The organism is Bradyrhizobium erythrophlei (assembly GCF_900142985.1).
Taxonomy (GTDB): domain Bacteria; phylum Pseudomonadota; class Alphaproteobacteria; order Rhizobiales; family Xanthobacteraceae; genus Bradyrhizobium; species Bradyrhizobium erythrophlei_B.
Genome location: NZ_LT670849.1, coordinates 4,010,664 through 4,028,051 on the forward strand (window position 1 = coordinate 4,010,664; position 17,388 = coordinate 4,028,051).

General features: G+C 61.4%; 16 protein-coding genes. 11 read left to right on the plus strand and 5 right to left on the minus strand.

The features are described from left to right. Positions 1-10: 10 nt before the first annotated feature. From BUA38_RS18730 to BUA38_RS18740, 3 genes are all read left to right on the plus strand, one after another. The gene (locus tag BUA38_RS18730) at positions 11-1,123 is read left to right on the plus strand and encodes an amidohydrolase family protein (RefSeq protein ID WP_083587643.1); all 1,113 of its coding nucleotides are present in this window, start codon (positions 11-13) and stop codon (positions 1,121-1,123) included. 22 nt (positions 1,124-1,145) lie between these two features. Further along, positions 1,146-1,559, plus strand: a complete 414-nt coding sequence (locus BUA38_RS18735) for a Rieske (2Fe-2S) protein (RefSeq protein ID WP_072820041.1) — start codon at positions 1,146-1,148, stop codon at positions 1,557-1,559. A 234-nt stretch (positions 1,560-1,793) separates the two neighbouring features. Next, the gene (locus BUA38_RS18740) at positions 1,794-2,000 is read left to right on the plus strand and encodes a hypothetical protein (RefSeq protein ID WP_072820043.1); all 207 of its coding nucleotides are present in this window, start codon (positions 1,794-1,796) and stop codon (positions 1,998-2,000) included. Between the two features lie 90 nt (positions 2,001-2,090). Here BUA38_RS18740 and BUA38_RS18745 read toward each other — a convergent pair whose 3' ends face one another. Then, positions 2,091-2,942: an SDR family NAD(P)-dependent oxidoreductase gene (locus BUA38_RS18745; protein ID WP_072820045.1), complete on the minus strand. Its 852-nt coding sequence runs from the start codon at positions 2,940-2,942 to the stop codon at positions 2,091-2,093. Between the two features lie 162 nt (positions 2,943-3,104). Between BUA38_RS18745 and BUA38_RS18750 the strand changes: the two genes are divergently transcribed. Then, the gene (locus tag BUA38_RS18750) at positions 3,105-4,235 is read left to right on the plus strand and encodes an alkene reductase (protein WP_072820047.1); all 1,131 of its coding nucleotides are present in this window, start codon (positions 3,105-3,107) and stop codon (positions 4,233-4,235) included. Next, entirely contained in the window at positions 4,235-4,717 is a 483-nt protein-coding gene (locus BUA38_RS18755) for a GFA family protein (RefSeq protein ID WP_072820049.1), read from the plus strand. The genes BUA38_RS18750 and BUA38_RS18755 overlap by 1 nt, the downstream gene beginning before the upstream one ends. Here the strand turns inward: BUA38_RS18755 and BUA38_RS18760 are convergent, their stop codons facing one another. Together BUA38_RS18760 and BUA38_RS18765 are read right to left on the minus strand one after the other, a co-directional pair. Continuing rightward, complete coding sequence (locus tag BUA38_RS18760) at positions 4,718-5,593, minus strand: c-type cytochrome (protein ID WP_072820051.1); 876 nt, start codon at positions 5,591-5,593, stop codon at positions 4,718-4,720. A gap of 14 nt (positions 5,594-5,607) precedes the next feature. After that, positions 5,608-7,440 (minus strand): pyrroloquinoline quinone-dependent dehydrogenase, encoded by a 1,833-nt coding sequence (locus BUA38_RS18765; RefSeq protein ID WP_072820053.1) that lies wholly within the window; start codon positions 7,438-7,440, stop codon positions 5,608-5,610. Positions 7,441-7,648: 208 nt separating this feature from the next. Between BUA38_RS18765 and BUA38_RS18770 the strand changes: the two genes are divergently transcribed. Then, positions 7,649-9,310, plus strand: coding sequence for a thiamine pyrophosphate-binding protein (locus BUA38_RS18770; RefSeq protein ID WP_072820055.1), 1,662 nt, complete (start codon positions 7,649-7,651; stop codon positions 9,308-9,310). 116 nt (positions 9,311-9,426) lie between these two features. Here the strand turns inward: BUA38_RS18770 and BUA38_RS18775 are convergent, their stop codons facing one another. Together BUA38_RS18775 and BUA38_RS18780 are read right to left on the minus strand one after the other, a co-directional pair. After that, entirely contained in the window at positions 9,427-10,794 is a 1,368-nt protein-coding gene (locus BUA38_RS18775) for an LLM class flavin-dependent oxidoreductase (RefSeq protein ID WP_072820057.1), read from the minus strand. A 20-nt stretch (positions 10,795-10,814) separates the two neighbouring features. Next, the gene (locus tag BUA38_RS18780) at positions 10,815-11,441 is read right to left on the minus strand and encodes a carboxymuconolactone decarboxylase family protein (protein WP_083587644.1); all 627 of its coding nucleotides are present in this window, start codon (positions 11,439-11,441) and stop codon (positions 10,815-10,817) included. A 150-nt stretch (positions 11,442-11,591) separates the two neighbouring features. Between BUA38_RS18780 and BUA38_RS18785 the strand changes: the two genes are divergently transcribed. The 5 genes from BUA38_RS18785 (at position 11,592) to BUA38_RS18805 (ending at position 17,379) form a co-directional block, all read left to right on the plus strand. Continuing rightward, the gene (locus tag BUA38_RS18785; RefSeq protein ID WP_072820059.1) at positions 11,592-12,974 is read left to right on the plus strand and encodes a M20 family metallopeptidase; all 1,383 of its coding nucleotides are present in this window, start codon (positions 11,592-11,594) and stop codon (positions 12,972-12,974) included. 17 nt (positions 12,975-12,991) lie between these two features. Then, positions 12,992-14,293, plus strand: a complete 1,302-nt coding sequence (locus BUA38_RS18790) for an MFS transporter (protein ID WP_072820061.1) — start codon at positions 12,992-12,994, stop codon at positions 14,291-14,293. 121 nt (positions 14,294-14,414) lie between these two features. Continuing rightward, a complete protein-coding gene (locus BUA38_RS18795; RefSeq protein ID WP_072820063.1) occupies positions 14,415-15,332 on the plus strand; it encodes an amino acid ABC transporter substrate-binding protein in 918 nt (305 codons plus the stop codon). A gap of 78 nt (positions 15,333-15,410) precedes the next feature. Further along, positions 15,411-16,349 (plus strand): amino acid ABC transporter substrate-binding protein, encoded by a 939-nt coding sequence (locus BUA38_RS18800; protein WP_072820065.1) that lies wholly within the window; start codon positions 15,411-15,413, stop codon positions 16,347-16,349. Between the two features lie 106 nt (positions 16,350-16,455). Then, complete coding sequence (locus BUA38_RS18805) at positions 16,456-17,379, plus strand: amino acid ABC transporter substrate-binding protein (protein WP_072820067.1); 924 nt, start codon at positions 16,456-16,458, stop codon at positions 17,377-17,379. Positions 17,380-17,388 lie beyond the last annotated feature (9 nt).

Below are 17,388 nucleotides of genomic sequence, written 5' to 3' on the forward strand. Positions count from 1 at the left end.
GGAGGATCGCATGAGTGAAGTCATCGACCGCCCGCTGCTCGATCAGGAAAAGTCCGCCAAGGCGCGTTTCCGGATCATCGATTGCGACGTTCATCCGAGCCTGCATGCGAAAAGCGACCTTAATCCGTTTTTGCCGAAGCGCTGGCAGGAGCATTTAAGGACCTACGGCGATCACCTGCGCACGCCCTACATGGGGACCACGCCGTATCCGCGTTCCTCGCCGCTGATTTCGCGCCGCGACGCCTGGCCGCCGACCGGCGGCCCGCCCGGCTCGGACCTCGATTTCATGCGCAAGCAATATCTCGATCCGCTCGACGTCGAGTTCGGCGTGTTGCAGGTGCTCGACATGTTCATCTTCTCGCAACAGGACCTCGAATGCGGCGCCGCGATCCAGCGCGCTGTCAACGAATGGCAGCTCTCACACTGGACCAGTCGTGACCCGCGGTTGAAACCTTCCATTCTGGTCGGGCAAGACGGCACCGATCTGGCGGTCAGCGAGATCGAGCGTTGCGCCAAGGTCGGCCAATACGTGCAGATCAATATCTCACCCCGCGCCAACGAGCCGATCGGCCGCCGCCGCTATTGGCCGATCTATGCGCGTGCGGAAGAACTGGGCTTGCCGATTGGCATTCACACCGGTGGCTACGGCGGTCATCCGCCGACCGCGGGAGGCTGGCCCTCCTACTATGCGGAGGAGCACCAGTCGAACGCGCACACCATGGCGGCGGCGCTGACGAGCCTCGTGCTCGAAGGCGTGTTTGAGCGCTTCCCGCGCCTGAAGATCGTGTTCATCGAGGGCGGGTTCGGCTGGATCTCGTCGACCATGTGGCGGATGGATCAGCATTTCGAGCGCTTCCGCAGCGAGGTGCCGCATCTCAAGCGCAAGCCGTCCGAATATGTGCGCGAGCATTTCTGGTTCACGACACAACCGGTCGATGAGCCGGATGAAGCCAGGCATCTCCGCTCCCTGATCGAATGGGTCGGCATCGATCGCCTGTTGTTTTCATCGGATTATCCACACTGGGATTTCGACGATCCGCGCTACGCGTTCAAGGCGCCGCTGTCGGAGACCGAACGCGTCAAGCTGTTCCAGACCAACGCGCGTGCGGTCTACAAGCTCTGATTGCGAAACCTGATTAGTCACCATGCCCCGTCATATCGTCGCTCGAACCACTGACATCCCGCCCGGCGGTAACAAGGTGGTTACGCTCGAGGGCCGCGACGTGGTGGTGTTCCACGCCAATGGCGAGTTCTTCGCGCTCCTTAATCGCTGTCCGCATGCCGGCGCACCGCTCGACCAGGCGGCTTGTGTGGCGCGGCTGACTTCGCCGGAGCCGGGCGTGTATCAGCGCTCGCGCGTCGGCGAATTGCTCCGCTGCGCCTGGCACGGCTGGGAGTTCGATATGCGCAATGGCCAGTCCTGGTTCGATCCCAAGCGCGTCAAGGTCAGGACCTATCCTGTCGTGATCGAGGATGGTGAAACACTCGCCAAGGGACCGTACGTTGCCGAGACTTTTCAGGTTCTCGTCGAAGACAATTACGTAATCGTGGAGACTTAGTGGTCCGATTCTAACATTCGCATTCCGTCTCAGCAGGTACCTTTGCGAATGTTAGAATCTGGGGACCACTAAGCAATTATATGTTTATAGTGGAGTTTTGGATTTGATATTCGCATCGCGAACTCGCGGCGAACTGGGTTGCGAATGTCAAATCCACTCCACTAGACTCTTTTGCACCTGCATCGCGGATGTCGTGCTATAAGCCGGCATCTTGGATGATGACAGGTGTGGACGATGTCGAAGCAGACAATGCGCGAAGAAGCCGAGCGGCTGATCCGCGAGGCCATGGCGCGCAAGCCGCTGGTCGTTAAGGAGGGCAACACCCGTATCGAGGCGGTTTGCGGAAAGTGCGGCGCGCCGAACCGCGTTTCCGCCGAGCGCGGGGTGACGCGGGCGAAATTCACGTGCAAGCAGTGCGGGCACAAGCAGGAGACACTTTAAAAAGCATTTTCAAGCGAAGCATGCCCTCGGACTTGATCCGTGGGTGGGTTCCGGTTCGCGTGAAGAAAACGCGTCAAACTTGGCGCCCCGTCAGCCTTCCTTCACGAAGCTCGCAAAGGCGTCCGCGTAGTCCGGATGCCAGCGCGACAGCGCCGGACGATTTTCGACGATGTCCCCCGCCGCCCACAGGATTCGCCGCTCGTCGAGCGGTCGCTTCACGTCGTTGTCCGGACACAGGATGTAGAAATCGTTTGATTCGAGCCGCTCGATCATGAAGTCGACGGTTTGCTCGGCCGTCCAGGCAGCGGCCGGCTTTTCGGTGCGGCCTTTCGCGGTCAGCCCCGTGAACACGAAACCGGGAATCAAGAGATGCGCGCTGATGTGGTTGCCTTTGGTGTTGCGCAGTTCGTGTTCGAGGGCTTCGGTGAAAGCCTTCACGCCGGCCTTCGATACATTATAGGCGGGATCGCCGGGCGGCGTCGTGATGCCTTGCTTGGAGCCGGTGTTGATGATGAGCCCACGTTTGCCGCGCTCGATCATGCGAGGCGCGAAAGCCTGCGAGCCGTGGATTACGCCCCAGAGATTGACGCCGAGAATCCGTTGCCAGTTTGCTTCCGGCTCGAACATCGCACTTCCGGGCTGAATGCCGGCATTGTTCATCAACAGGTCCGTTCCGCCGAAGCGCTCGCGCACGGCGGCTTCGAGCGTTGAGACCTCTTCGACGCGGCTGACGTCTGTTGCCATCGCCATCACGTTGGTGGCTCCGCCGGGCGCGATCGCGGCTAGTTCTCTTTCTGTCGAAACAAGGCGATCCGCGCCGAGGTCGGCGATGCACACTTTCATGCCCAGCCGCGCAAACTTCTTTGCGGCAGCCAGGCCTATGCCGCTCGCACCTCCGGTGACGACGGCGACGTTATCGGGCGAGATGACCGGATGGGGCATGAGCTTTTCTCAGCTTTCGATGAGGTTCTTTGTAGTTCGGTCCGGTGGCGCATGGGAGATATTTTTGTAGGGCCGTCGCACCGGCCGGCCTGTTGCGGTTACAAACTTTTGATCGCAAATTGCGGCCAAGATAATTCCAGAGGTATTTTTCGGGGGCAGTCCATGAACTTTCCGCATCTGTTTTCGCCGCTTCAGGTCGGCCCGTACCGGCTCGCACACCGCGTCGTGATGGCGCCGTTGACAAGAATGCGGGCGGAACGGTCGAGTTTCGTACCGCGCCCGCTGAATGCCGAATATTATGCGCAGCGCGCCACGCCGGGCGGTCTTCTGATCGCGGAAGCCACGCCTGTCACAATGGCGGGCCGCGGCAATCCCGGTGTTCCCGGCATCTATTCGCGGGCGCAGATCGAGGGATGGCGCGGCGTGGTCGACGCCGTACACGCCAAAGGCGGCTTGATCTTTCTCCAGCTCTGGCATGTCGGCCGCGTCTCGCATTCGTCACATCAGCCCGGCGGCGCGCTGCCGGTGGCGCCTTCGGCGGTGCCGATCACCAACGAGGGCATGCTGGCGATGACATCAGACGGCAAGATGGTGCCGTACGAGACGCCGCGGGCGCTTGAGACCGGCGAAATCAAGGACGTGATCGAGGCATTCCGTCAGGCGGCTGTTAACGCCAAAGAGGCCGGCTTCGACGGCGTCGAAGTCCATGGCGCCAATGGCTATCTGCTCGAGCAGTTCCTGCAATCGCATACCAATTTGCGCACCGATCAATATGGTGGCGGAATCGAGAACCGAGCGCGCCTGTTGCTCGAGATCATGCAGGCTGCCATCGAAGTGTGGGGCGCCGACCGCGTCGGCGTGCGGCTGTCGCCTTACGGGATTGCGAACGGCAGCGGCGAGGCGGACCCGATGCCGCTCTATGCGCATGTGGTCAAGGCGCTCGATCCGTTGGGGTTGGCTTACCTGCATTTCATCGAGCCTCGATCAAGCGGGGCAGGCCGCGCCGAGGTGAACTGGCAGAACGTGCCGTCGGCGATGGTGCTGTTCCGGCCGCTCTGGCGCGGGGTCTTGATCGCGGCCGGCGGCTTCACCGGCGAGACGGCTGAAGCCGCGATCGCGCAAGGACATGCGGATGCGATCGCATTCGGCCGCATCTTCATTTCCAATCCGGATTTGCCGCGTCGCCTGCAACACGGTTTCCCGCTCACGCCGTATAATCGCGCGACGTTCTATGGCGGCGACGAAGCCGGTTACACGGATTATCCAGTGCACGAGCAGGGTGCGATTGCTTAATGGCAAAGCCAACTAAAGCCGCAGGGATTGCGAGAGGCCGGTGCCTCTGTGGCAATGTCGCTTTCGAGATCGACGTGCCGGCGCGCTGGGCCTGGCACGATCACTCTGCCGCCAGCCGCAGAGCCCATGGCGCGGCCTATGCGACCTATGTCGGAAGCTGGCGCAAGCGTTTTCGCATCACCGCGGGCGAGGACGAGATCGCTCGCTTCGACGATGCGGCGACCAAGGCCAGGCGCTCGTTCTGCAAGCGTTGCGGCACGCCGCTGATTTACGAGCGTCCGCGTTCGCCGCACATGGTCAACATTCCCCGCGCGTTGTTCTCAGATCGCACCGGACGTCAGCCGCTCTATCACATCGCGATCGAAGAGTTGCAGGAATGGACCTATGCCGGCGAACCCCTGGTACCACTGAAGGGTTTTCCGGGCGTGGTCTGGCATCGCGGGAAGAAAAAGGCACGACAGGATCGCGAGGGGATGTTCTGATCAGTTGCGCTTCAAAGTCAGTTTCTGTTGCGAGGCCGTATCTGACGGCAGTTCCTTGTCGCCCTTGGGATAGTCGTTGGAGTCGAGCAGGAAAGCGGCGAGATCGGCGTAGTTTTGGTCGGTGAGGCTGCCCGGACGGTCCGGCGGCATCTTCGCCTTCATGTAAGTGGTGAGCGCCGCGACCGATCCACCGCCCCAGTGTTTCTTGAAATACGAGCCGTTCAGCGCCGCGCCGCCGAACTCGCCGTTATCGAGTTTGTCGCCGTGGCACTGAACGCAACGTTCTGAATAGATATCGGAGCCGGTCGTCACCTGGTCCGCGGTGAAGCTGACCGGTGCTGTCCCGCCGGCGCCGCCTGCGGTTGCCGTCGCGGGGGCCCCGCCGGTTGCACCGGAGCGCAGGGCATAGACCTGCGCCGAGGAAAGCTCGGGCGCGCGCAACACCTTGATCTCGTCGGATGTGAAAGGTTTGAAGTCCGCTGGCAGCGATTTGCCGTTGTCCCAGGCGTTGCTGACATAGTTGAGCACGGCGGCGATATCGTCGTCGCTTAAAGCGTTCCAGGGCGGCATCGCGCCGGCAAAATTGTTGCCGTTGACATTGATCTCGCCTTCGAGGCCGAACAGCAGCACCTTGCCCACGTAAGTGCGTCCGTCCGCCCGCTTCAGCAATTCGGGAACGTGACCGGCGAGTGGCGGAAAGGCGCCGGCCATGCCTGTGCCGCCGGCCTGATGGCAGGCGACACAGTTGGTTGTGTAGACACGTGATCCTGCATCGGCGCTTCCGCCGCTTTGCGCCTGCGCCGGCACTACCGCAGCCAACAGGGCTGCGGCAGCAACGGAGGCGGGAAATGAGAAGCGGAAGAAGCGTCGTTGCATGATCTATCTTTGCATCACTTGTTGTCAGGCAGGGCGAATACGAACAACGCCGAGCCGGATTCGGGGATCGCGATCTCCGGCGTCAGCGTCGCCAGTGAACGTGCATGGCTGGATCCATTGCCAACGGCGACGGCGACATACTGTTTCCCCTTCACCGAATAAGTGATCGGGTAGGAGTTGACGATGTTCGAGGTCCGCATCTGCCACAGCACCTTGCCGGTCTTGTCGTCGTAGGCCCGGAAGTAGCGGTCGAGCGCGCCGGCGAACACCAGGCCGCCGCCGGTGGCGATCGCGGCCCCCGTCTGCGCCGCGCGGGTGCGGTCGGACCAAGCTGCCTTCTGCGCGAACAGATCGACGCCGTCGACGCGGCCGATCTTGCCGTCGCTGCCGGGGATCTGTCCGCGCGCGAAGATCGCGCGGCTGCCGCCGGTGTAGGTCTTGCCCTCCTCGATCGGAATCGGCGTCGTGTCCGAGCAGTACTCGTTCAGCGGTAGATACAGCATGTGCGTACGCGGGCTGTAGGCGGTGGCCGGCCAGCCGCGGCTGCCGGGGTCAGCCGGACAGTTGGTGGTGGTCTTGCCGATATGCGGGACCGCTTCCTCGTTGATGGTCTTGGCGCCGGTCTTGGGATCGATCGCCTTGATGACGTTTTGGTACACGGTCTGCTTCGACCACAGCCACTGGCCGTTGGTGCGGTCGAGCACCTCGATGATGCCGAGCTTGCCCACCGTGACCAGCGCCTTGCGGGTCTTGCCGTCGACGGGAAGATCGATCAGCACGCGCTCATAGGCGTAGTCGAGGTCCCAGGTGTCGTTCGGCAGATGCTGGTAAAACCACTTCAGCTTGCCGGTATGCGGGTCCAGCGCCAGCGTGGCGCCGGTGTAGAGGGCGTCGTTGTTGGCGCCTTCCTTCTTCGGCAGCAAGCCGCCGATTTCGGCGATGTGCGGATAGGGTTGGCCGACGCCCAGGAACACCGTGTCGGTGTCGGGATCATAGCTGCCCGAGTTCCAGGTCGAGGCGCCGAAGCGCTTTTCCAGCGGCAGGCCGTTCCAGCTATCGCCGCCGGGCTCGCCGGGCTGCGCGATGGTGTGGAAGCGCCAGAGCTCTTTTCCGTCGTTGATGTCGTGGCCGGTGATGAAGCAGCCGCCGGGCATCGCGTTGCCGCAGCCGGTCATGCCCTGCACGATGACGTCCTTGGCGACAAGCGGGCCGCCCGAATAACGCCAGCCCTTCTTGTAGTCCTCGGTCTGATGGTCCCAGACCACTTTTCCGGTCTTCATGTCCAGCGCGATGATATGGACGTCGGAGGTGGCGACGATCAGCTTGTCGTCGACCATCGCGATATTGCGCTTGGCGGCGAAGTTGCCGTTCTGGCGCGGGATTTCAGCGGGGATGTCGCGCTTGTATTCCCACAGCAGGTCGCCATTGGTGGCGTCGAGCGCCTGCACCTTGTCGAGCCAGTTGTAGAGGAAGAGCACGCCGTCATGGACCAGCGGCGTGGTCTCGGTGGCGCCCGATGTCATCGCCCAACTCCAGGCCACCGTCAGGTTCTTCACGTTGTCGGTATTGATCTGCTTCAGCGGGCTATAGCCCCAGGTGTCGTAGGTGCGACGCCACATCAGCCAGTCGTTATCTGGCGGATTGAGCAGCAGCTTCGCCGGCACCGGTGTCAGCGCCTTCAGTGCTGCGTCGTTCTTCGGCGGGGTGACTTGCGGCTTGTCGGATACGACGGGTGCAAGCGGCGCCTGCGCCACGGCCAGAGATATACCCAGCGTACTGGCAGCGAGTGCGCCGTACAGAAATCGCTCAATCGATTTTTTTAACGGCTTGTGCGTGCGCATGCTCATTCTTTTCTCCCTGAGATTGATTTGTTTGATGGATGCGGCGGGGCGGGGCGGGTTAGTTCAATATATTCATACGAATATGACGCGGCCTGAACAAGTCTACCTGCTCTAAGGCGTGCAAGGCAGCCATGAAGCCGCTTTCTTGCCTTGGACAAGCAAAGTTGATCATGATGCGAACCGCGACGGCAACAGCCGCTAGCGCGGAGGAAATATGAAAAATCGCATTACCGGGCGTTCGGCGTTCCTGGCCTTGCTCAAGGACGAAGGCATCACGCATTTGTTCGGCAATCCCGGCACCACCGAATTGCCGATCATGCATGCGCTGAAGGATCACCCCGATCTCACCTATGTAATGGCGATGCAGGAGAGCCTCGTGGTTGCGATCGCCGACGGTTACAGCCGCGCGTCGGGCCGCCTCGTCGCCTGCAACGTCCATGTTGCCCCCGGATTGGGCAATGCGATGGGCTCGCTCTACAACGCGCAATTCACCGGTACGCCGATGATCCTGACCGCCGGCCAGCAGGAGCAGGGCCACGGGTTGATGGAGCCGCTGTTGTACGGTCCGCTGGTGCGAATGGCCGAGCCGCTGGTGAAATGGGCGGTCGAGGTGACACGTCTGGAAGACTTGCCGCGGATCGTGCGCCGCGCCGCCAAGATCGCGACCACCCCGCCGACCGGTCCTGTGTTCATTTCGCTACCCGGAGATATTCTCAACTCTGAAGCCGGTATCGACCTCGGCCGTTCGACCCGCGTCGATGCGCGCGTCAAGCCGTCCGACGAGGCGTTGCAGGCGCTGGCGTCGCGCATTCTCAAAGCCGAACGTCCGGTCATCATTGCCGGTGACGAAATCGTGAAGAGCGACGCGTTGCAGGAGGCGGCTCGATTGGCCGAGGCGCTCGGCTGTCCGGCGTTTCAGCAATCGGTGCCGTATGGTGCGCATTTCCTCTCCGAAAGCCCCTGTTTCATCGGCGCACTCTCGCGCTCGCAACCTCAGGTGCGCGACGTGCTCGCGCCCTACGATCTCCTGATCGCGCTTGGCGCTGATCCCCTACGAATGTCGGTGCACAGTGAGACCGATCCGCTGCCGGAGGGTCTGTCGATCGTGCAGATTGGTCTCGTCGATTGGGATCTCGCCAAGAATTATGGCGCGGAGGTTGTGCTCAAGGCTGATGTGAAGGAAACGTTGCGGGCGCTCATTCCGGCGCTGAAGGCCAAGGGTGGCGCAACGCTGGAAGCCAAGGCCAAAAAAGGTGTCGCCGCGCTCGCGACGAACAACTGGACCGCGCGCCGCGCTACGCTGGTCGAACAGCTTTCCAAACGTGGTGACCGCACGCCGATCGATCCGGATTATCTGACCTTACAGGTGGTCGAGGCGTTGCCGGAGAATGCGATCGTGGTCGATGAAGGCCTGACCTCCTCGCGGCAGATGTTGTCGTTGCGGCCGCACCGCGATCGCTTCGGTTATCATGCGCTGGCCTCCGGCGGCATCGGCTGGGGATTGCCGGCCTCGGTCGGCGTCAGCCTCGCCAACCCCGATCGTCCGGTCGTCTGCTTCTCCGGCGACGGCAGCGCGATGTATTCGATCCAGGCGCTGTGGACGGCGGCGCATCACAAGCTGCAGCTGAATATCGTGATCGCCAACAACGGCGGCTATCGCATCATCAAGCAGCGGTTGCTCGCCTTTCATGGCGACGATCATTACGTCGGCATGGATTTCGCCGATCCGCCGGTAGATTTTTCAGGAATCGCCAAGTCGCTCGGCTGTGAAGCAATCCGGATATCTGATCCCAAGGAGCTGAAGTCGACGCTGGCTTCGGCGTTCAAACGGCCCGGCGCGAAGTTGATCGAGGTGATGGTCGACGGGACGGTGTGAGGCGAAGGTCACTCTTTTCGTCATCGCGAGCGATAGCGAAGCGATCCAGTCCTTTTAAGTCTGGATTGCTTCGTCGCTAGGGCTCCTCGCAATGACGGTAATGAGCAGCTAACTCGTCACTTCGGCCTGACCCTCACCGCCGGATGCGGCGCACCGAGCCGTGCGCGGCCGGCGCCGAACAGCTTTTCCCGCAAGGTACCGGGGCGATATTCGGTCTTGTAGCGCCCGCGCCGGGTCAATTCCGGGACCAGCATTTCCGTGATGTCTTCGAAATCGCCGGGCGAAACCGCAAACGGCATGTTGAGTCCGTCCACGTCGGTTTGATCGAACCAGGCTTCGATCGCGTCGGCCGCCTTTTCCGGTGTGCCGATGACCACGGGTCCGATGCCGCCGATACCGACATGTTGCGCAACTTCGCGAACGGTCCAGACGCGATCGGGATCGGCGCGGGTGATGTTGTCCATCGCCGAGCGCCCGGCATCGTTCTCGACATGACGCACCTGCTGGTCGAGGTCGTAGGCCGAAAAATCGACCCCGGTCCAGCCCGACATCAGCACCAGCGCGCCCTCGGGACTGACATGGCTGCGATAGTCTTCATATTTTGCCTTCGCCTCGGCCTCGGTGCGGCCGAGGATCACGGTGAACATCGAGAACATCAGGATCTCGGCCGGATTGCGTCCGGCTTTCGCGGCGAGTTCGCGGATGCCGGCCACGCGCGGCGCGATGACTTTCGCTGAAGGCCCCGACATGAAGACGCATTCGGCATGCTCCGCGGCAAACTGACGCCCGCGCGCCGAGGTCCCGGCCTGATAGAGCACGGGCGTGCGTTGCGGCGAGGGCTCGCAGAGATGAATGGCATCAAGGCGAAAATTCTTTCCCTCGTGCTGGACGCGATGAACTTTCGCAGGGTCGGCAAAAATGCCGCGCACGCGGTCGCGCAACGCCGCGTCATGTTCCCAGCTTCCTTCCCAGAGCTTGTAGACGACATCCATATATTCGTCTGCGATGTCGTAGCGGTCGTCGTGCCCGGTCTGCTTGTCCTTGCCGGCGCCTTTCGCCGCACTGTCGAGATAACCGGTGACGACGTTCCAGCCCACGCGTCCCTCGGTGAGATGATCGAGCGTCGACATGCGCCGGGCAAACGTATACGGCGGTTCGTAGGAGAGATTGGACGTGACGCCGAAGCCGAGATTTTGGGTCACCGCCGCCATCGCCGGGATGACCAGCATGGGATCGTTGACCGGCGTCTGCGCGGCCGTGCGCACGGCAGCGTCGTGACTGTTGCCGAACACGTCGTAGACGCCGAGCACGTCGGCGAGAAACAGGCCGTCGAACCGTCCGCGTTCCAGCGTCCTGGCGAGATCGAGCCAGTAGGGCAGGCGGTTATAGTCGGCGGTACGGTCGCGCGGATGGGTCCACAGTCCCGGCGATTGATGCGCGACGCAATTCATCGCGAACGCGTTGAGCCGGATTTCCTTCTTCATGCGAAGTGACTCTTGAGAGGTTACTGGCCGGCCTGCTTGAACGGCATCTCGGTCTCCGCCGGTGCTTTCACATGCGCGACGTTGAGCGTCATCGAGACCACGTCGTAATAGCCGTTGACGGCGATCAGGTCGATGATGCCCTGCTCGCCGAATTTTTCGAGCGCCTTGGAATAAATGGCATCATTGACACTGTGGTCGCGGCGCAATTGCGTGGTGAACTCCCAGACGATCGCCTCGTCGTCTTTCATGTTGGCAGGCCTCTCACCGGCGCCGATCGCCTTCAGGACTGCAGGATCGAGGCCCGCCTTCAGCGCGAGCGGCGCATGCGCATACCATTCATATTGCGCGCCCCAGGCCTGTGCGGTCATCAGGATCGCCATTTCGTTGATGCGTTTGTCGAGCGAGATGTTGAAACGGACATATTCGCCGACCTTTTGCAGGCGGTCCGCCAAGATCGGGCTGCGCAGCCAGGCATTGAAAGGGCCGCTCATCCGGCCCCTCGGGCCGCTCATGATGGCTTCGGCGATGGTCCGCTGCGCCGGCGTCATCTGTTCGAGCGTCATTCCAGGCATCCGTTCGCCGGTCAGGGCGAAGGCGGAACCTGCGAACAGAAGGCTGATCGCGGTCAGTCGCAAAATGGCTTTCATGGAGCGCTCCCTTGTCAATCGGGCATTTCATATGCCAGCCCGTTCGTTCGAATTGTCGCATTCCCAATCCGATAAGCAAAGACCTTCCCGCCCATGAGCTATCCCGCTAACGTGACCCGATCCAACGCTGCAACCCACGAATAAAATGCCATGACCAGAGCCGATGCCGTCACCCGCGCCCACGCCATGCTGCGATCGGGAGAATTCCTGTCCCAACTCGATCGGAGGGTGGCCTATCAAACCGAAAGCCAGAATCCGGACCAGCGCGACGCGCTGCGAGCCTATCTGATCGATGACCTTCAGCCGGCTTTCGACAAGATGGATTTTGCGACGCGGCTGATCGAATCCCCAGGCCAGAAAGGCCCGTATCTGTTGGCCGAATACCATGAGAGCGCCTCCGCGCCGACCGTGCTGGTCTATGGCCATGGCGACGTGGTCGACGGCATGGTCGGCGAGTGGCGGGACAATCTCGATCCCTGGCGCACCACCCAGATCGGTAACCGTGTCTATGGCCGCGGCACTGCCGACAATAAGGGCCAGCACAGCATCAACATGGCGGCACTTCAGGCGGTGCGTGAAACGCGCGGCGGCAAGCTCGGGTTCAATGTGAAATTCATCATCGAGACCGGCGAAGAAATCGGTTCGCCGGATTTGCCTCAGGTCTGCGAAAGCCTGCGCGACGAGTTGAAGGCCGACCTGCTGCTCGCCTCCGACGGCCCGCGGCTCTCGGCGGAACGTCCGACCCTGTTCCTCGGCTGCCGCGGTGGCATCCGCGTTCATCTCGACGTCAACTTGCGCGAAGGCGGTCATCACTCCGGCAACTGGGGTGGCGTGCTCGCCAACCCCGCGACCATTCTGGCGAATGCCATCGCATCGCTGGTCGACAGTCACGGCCGCTTGCAGCTCGAGCCATTGAAGCCGCCGCGGCTATCAAACCAGATCAGGGCCGCGCTCGCCGACGTCGAGGTCAAGCCGACGGCGGATGAGCCGGCAGTGTCGGAGAATTGGGGCGAGGACGGCTTGTCGGCAGCCGAGCGGCTTTATGCGTGGAATACGCTCGAGGTGCTGGCGATGTCGTCGGGCAATATCGAAAAGCCTGCCAACGCCATTCCGGGCCGCGCCTCCGCCATCCTGCAATTGCGCTTCGTGGTCGGCACCAAGGTCGACAACATCGCCGAGGTGATCCGCGCGCATCTGCAGGCACGCGGTTTCTCGATGGTCGAGGTTTCCGCAACCCAACGCTTTGCCGCCTCGCGCACGGATTTCGACAGCCCCTGGATCAACTGGACGGCGGAATCGATCCGCAAGACCACCGGCAAGGCGCCGGCCGTGCTGCCGAACTTCGGCGGCTCGCTGCCGAATGACGTCTTCACCGATATCCTGAAACTGCCGACGATGTGGGTGCCGCATTCCTATCCCGGCTGTTCGCAGCACGCGCCCGATGAGCACATCCTGCTGTCGGTGACCGAAGAAGCGCTCGGCATCATGGCCGGCCTGTTCTGGGATCTGGGTGAGCTGAAGCGGCCGCTCTGAAGCGAAAGGGAAATGCGATGAGCGTCTCAGTACCGGCCGATTTGTCCGAGGCAACAGCAGCCGGAAGCGAGAAGAGCATCACGAAGCTCATTGTGGCGACCTCGGTCGGCAACGCGCTCGAATGGTACGACATTACGATCTATGGCTATTTCGCCGTCTATATCTCGAAAGCGTTTTTTCCGAACAACGACCAGACCACATCGCTGCTCCTGACGTTCGGAACGTTCGGGCTCGCTTATCTGGCAAGGCCCATCGGCGGCATCGTGCTCGGCGCCTATGCCGACCGGCACGGCCGAAAATCGTCGCTGTTGATCTCCATCGTCCTGATGACATTCGGCACGTTGGCCGTCGCGGTGATGCCAACCTATGCGACGATCGGCATTCTGGCGCCGGTCGCGGTTCTTGCGGCGCGGCTGGTGCAGGGATTTTCCGCCGGCGGCGAGTTCGGCAGCTCGACGGCATTTCTGGTGGAGCATCGACCGGACCGGCGCGGCTTCATCGCGAGCTGGCAATTTGCCAGCCAGGGCCTCAGCAATTTGCTCGCTTCCACCTTCGGCGTCGTCCTCACCGGCTGGATGGCGCCGGCGGACCTGGACTCGTGGGGTTGGCGGATTCCATTTCTGTTTGGCGTGCTGATCGGCCCGATCGGCATCTACATCCGCAATCATCTGGAAGACGCCACGGCGCCGCCGGCGTCGGCGGAGAGCTCGCCGGTCAAGGAGATTTTCCTGAAGCAGAAATCGCGCGTGCTGATGGGCATCGGCGCACTCGCGATCTCGACCGCGGTCAATTACCTGATCATCTACATGCCGACCTATGTGGTGAAGAACTTCAATCTGCCGCCGGTCACCGGTTTCACCGCGACCTTCGTCGGCGGCATCATGGTCACGCTGCTGACGCCGTTTGCCGGAATGGTTTCCGACCGGATCGGTCGGACCCGGCACATGATCGCGGCCAATATCCTGCTGCTGTTGTCGGTCTTTCCGATGTTTCTCCTGGTCACGAAAGATCCGGTGCCGGCTGTCATCATCTTTGTCGTGTTCGTGCTGTCGACGCTCAAGGCGCTCTATTACGGCCCGCTTGCGGCCCTGATGGCGGAGCTGTTGCCGCCGGCGACACGGGCCACCGGGCTTGGACTCGGCTATAATATCGGCGTCACATTGTTCGGCGGGATGGGGCCGGCCACGATGACCTGGCTTGGCGGTTTTGCCCTGATCGGGGATCTGGCGCCGGGCTATTACCTGACGGCGGTTGCGATCCTGAGCCTGGGCACGCTGTTAACCATCCATGCCACGCGGGCCGCTTCTCGTGAGACGTAGTGGCGCACGGCCGTTTTCCCGTCAAAGGTCGGCTTGCGACCGCCTGCCGTTCAGACCATAAGATGGGGGAAAGGCTCCGGTCTTTGAGCAGGTTCACGTCGGACAACAGGGAGTATTTTCCATGAAACGAACGCTTATTGCAGGCGCGGCATTCGCTGTTGCGCTCTCGGCAAGCCCGGCGATGGCGCAGGAATTGACGGGGACGTTGAAGAACATCAAGGACACCGGCGCGATCACGCTCGGCTTTCGCGACTCCTCGATTCCCTTCTCCTATCTCGACGACAATCAAAAGCCCGTCGGCTATGCCATGGACATCTGTAACAAGATCGTCGATGCCGTGAAGAAGGAACTCAAGCTCGACAAGCTCGAGGTCAAGCTCAACCCGGTCACGTCGGCGACCCGCATTCCTCTGATGGCCAACGGCACCGTCGATCTCGAATGCGGTTCGACCACCAACAACGCCGAGCGACAGAAGCAGGTCTGGTTCACCAACACCCACTTCCTCACCGCGAGCCGCTTCGTCTCGAAGAAGGCGAACAACATCAAGTCGATCGATGATCTGAAGGGCAAGTCGGTGGTTTCGACCTCCGGCACCACCAACATCAAGCAGCTCAACGAAGCCAATGCTGCGCGCAGCCTCGGCATCAACATCATCCCGGCAAAGGATCACGCGGAAGCGTTCCTGATGGTCGAAAGCGACCGCGCGGTGGCGTTCGTGATGGACGACATTCTGCTCGCAAGCTTCGTTGCGAGCTCGAAGGATCCGGACGCTTACGTCATTTCGACGGACGCCTTCTCCAAGCCCGAGCCCTACGGCATCATGGTCCGCAAGGACGACGCGCCGTTCAAGAAGGTGGTCGATGCGGCGACCGCCGCGGTCTATCAAAGCGGTGAAGGTGCAAAGATCTACGCCAAGTGGTTCATGGAAAAGATTCCGCCGAAGGGCCTCAATCTCAAGGTGCCGCTCGGTCCGGAACTCAGGAACGAATTTGCTCACCCGTCGGACTCGCCCGATCCGGATTCCTACAAGGCGATGTGAGGCGTTCACCGCTTGCATATGACTCCAAGGAAAAGCCGCGAGGCTTTTCCTGATCAAGCGTCTGAAGGGGGACAGACCATGCGGCGCATGCGTAGCGCAGGATTCGTTTTCGCGGCGGCATTGTTCGCCGCGCAAGCGATTCCGGGAGGGGCGCCGCTGCGGGCCGAAGAGCTCTCGGGCACGCTCAAGAAGATCAAGGATACCGGCGGAATAACGCTCGGCTTCCGCGATTCCTCGATTCCCTTTTCCTATCTCGACGACGACCAGAAGCCCATCGGTTACGCCATGGACATCTGTTACGCGATCGTCGAAGCCGTGAGGAAGGAGTTGAAGCTCGACAACCTCGCCGTCGAGCTGGTTCCGGTGTCGTCTTCGACCCGCATTCCGCTGCTTGCCAACGGCACCATCGACCTCGAATGCGGATCGACCACCAACAATCCGGAGCGGCAGCGGCAGGTTGCCTTCAGCTATACCCACTTCCTGACGGCGACACGTTTTATCTCGAAGAAGGCCAGCAAGCTCGAAAAGATCGAGGACTTGCGCGGCAAGGCGGTAGTGGCGACTTCCGGCACCAGCAATATCAAGCAGCTGATCGAGGCCAATGCCGCGCGCAACCTCGGCATCAATATCATTCACGCCAAGGATCACGCCGAAGCGTTCCTGATGGTCGAGAACGAGCGCGCGGTCGCCTTCGTGATGGACGATATTTTGCTGGCGGCTTTTGCGGTTGGCTCGAAGGATCCGCAAGCCTACGCGATTTCGTCCGAGGCATTTTCCAAGCCGGAGCCCTGCGGCATCATGTTGCGCAGGGACGATCCGGCATTCAAGAAGATCGTCGATGAGGCAACCGCAGCGCTTTACGAGAGCGCCGAGGGACCGAAGCTGTACGAAAAGTGGTTCATGCAGAAGATCCCGCCAAAGGGATTGAATCTCAATGTGCCGATGGGGGCGGAGCTGCGGCACGAATTTGCCAAACCGTCGGACTCCGCGGACCCCGAGGCCTATAAAGTCATGTAACGTCGCATCCGGTCCATGCGGCCCGGTCCTTGCATGAGCCGGGCCTGATAAGCCGCAAGCGGTTATTGATGGGAATATCGTGTCTGATGTTGTTGGAGTAAGAGAGATGCGAACTAAATGCCTGCGTGTGGCGGGGCTTGCGCTGGCCGTCGTGTTCGGTGCGGGCGCAGCGGGTGCTGAAGAACTCAACGGTACGCTGAAAAAGATCAAGGACACCGGCGTCATCAATATCGGCTATCGCGATTCCTCGATTCCCTTTTCCTATCTCGACGACAACCAGAAGCCGGTCGGTTTTGCGATCGACATCTGCATGAAGATCGTGGATGCGGTGAAAAAAGAGCTGAAGCTCGACAGACTGAATGTTGAATTCAATCCCGTGACGTCCTCGGGACGAATTCCCTTGCTCGCCAACGGCACCATCGACGTCGAATGCGGCTCGACCACCAATAATCCCGACCGGCTGAAGCAGGTCGCCTTCACCAACACGCATTTCCTCACGGCGACGCGATTCATCTCGAAGAAATCGAGCAAGCTGAATTCGATCGAGGACCTTAAGGGCAAGACGGTTGCGTCCACCTCCGGCACCACCAACATCAGGCAGCTCACCGAGACCAATGCCGCGCGCAATCTCGGCATCAATATCGTGCCGGCCAAGGAGCATGCGGAATCCTTCCTGATGGTGGAGACCGACCGGGCGGTGGCGGCCGTGCTCGATGATATCCTTTTGGCGAGCTTCGCTGCCGGCGCGAAAGATCCGGACGCCTACGTGATCTCGACCGACGCTTTCTCCAAGCCCGAGCCTTATGGCATCATGCTGCGCAAGGACGATCCGGCGTTCAAGAAGGTGGCGGACGAAGCCACCGCGGCGCTCTATCAGAGTGCTGAAGGCGAGAGGCTTTACGCAAAATGGTTCCTCGAGAGGATCCCGCCCAAGGGGCTGAACCTCAACGTGCCGATGGGGCCGGAGTTGAAGAAGGCGTTTGCCAAGCCGACCGACTCGCCGGATCCGGATTCCTACAAGGCCATGTGAGGGTGCGGG

Bases quoted from the DNA above. Each gene is read 5' to 3' on its own strand.
- BUA38_RS18730 (WP_083587643.1), top strand. From the start codon at position 11: ATGAGTGAAGTCATCGACCGCCCGCTGCTCGATCAGGAAAAGTCCGCC.
- BUA38_RS18735 (WP_072820041.1), top strand. From the start codon at position 1,146: ATGCCCCGTCATATCGTCGCTCGAACCACTGACATCCCGCCCGGCGGT.
- BUA38_RS18740 (WP_072820043.1), top strand. From the start codon at position 1,794: ATGTCGAAGCAGACAATGCGCGAAGAAGCCGAGCGGCTGATCCGCGAG.
- BUA38_RS18745 (WP_072820045.1), bottom strand. From the start codon at position 2,942: ATGCCCCATCCGGTCATCTCGCCCGATAACGTCGCCGTCGTCACCGGA.
- BUA38_RS18750 (WP_072820047.1), top strand. From the start codon at position 3,105: ATGAACTTTCCGCATCTGTTTTCGCCGCTTCAGGTCGGCCCGTACCGG.
- BUA38_RS18755 (WP_072820049.1), top strand. From the start codon at position 4,235: ATGGCAAAGCCAACTAAAGCCGCAGGGATTGCGAGAGGCCGGTGCCTC.
- BUA38_RS18760 (WP_072820051.1), bottom strand. From the start codon at position 5,593: ATGCAACGACGCTTCTTCCGCTTCTCATTTCCCGCCTCCGTTGCTGCC.
- BUA38_RS18765 (WP_072820053.1), bottom strand. From the start codon at position 7,440: ATGAGCATGCGCACGCACAAGCCGTTAAAAAAATCGATTGAGCGATTT.
- BUA38_RS18770 (WP_072820055.1), top strand. From the start codon at position 7,649: ATGAAAAATCGCATTACCGGGCGTTCGGCGTTCCTGGCCTTGCTCAAG.
- BUA38_RS18775 (WP_072820057.1), bottom strand. From the start codon at position 10,794: ATGAAGAAGGAAATCCGGCTCAACGCGTTCGCGATGAATTGCGTCGCG.
- BUA38_RS18780 (WP_083587644.1), bottom strand. From the start codon at position 11,441: ATGAAAGCCATTTTGCGACTGACCGCGATCAGCCTTCTGTTCGCAGGT.
- BUA38_RS18785 (WP_072820059.1), top strand. From the start codon at position 11,592: ATGACCAGAGCCGATGCCGTCACCCGCGCCCACGCCATGCTGCGATCG.
- BUA38_RS18790 (WP_072820061.1), top strand. From the start codon at position 12,992: ATGAGCGTCTCAGTACCGGCCGATTTGTCCGAGGCAACAGCAGCCGGA.
- BUA38_RS18795 (WP_072820063.1), top strand. From the start codon at position 14,415: ATGAAACGAACGCTTATTGCAGGCGCGGCATTCGCTGTTGCGCTCTCG.
- BUA38_RS18800 (WP_072820065.1), top strand. From the start codon at position 15,411: ATGCGGCGCATGCGTAGCGCAGGATTCGTTTTCGCGGCGGCATTGTTC.
- BUA38_RS18805 (WP_072820067.1), top strand. From the start codon at position 16,456: ATGCGAACTAAATGCCTGCGTGTGGCGGGGCTTGCGCTGGCCGTCGTG.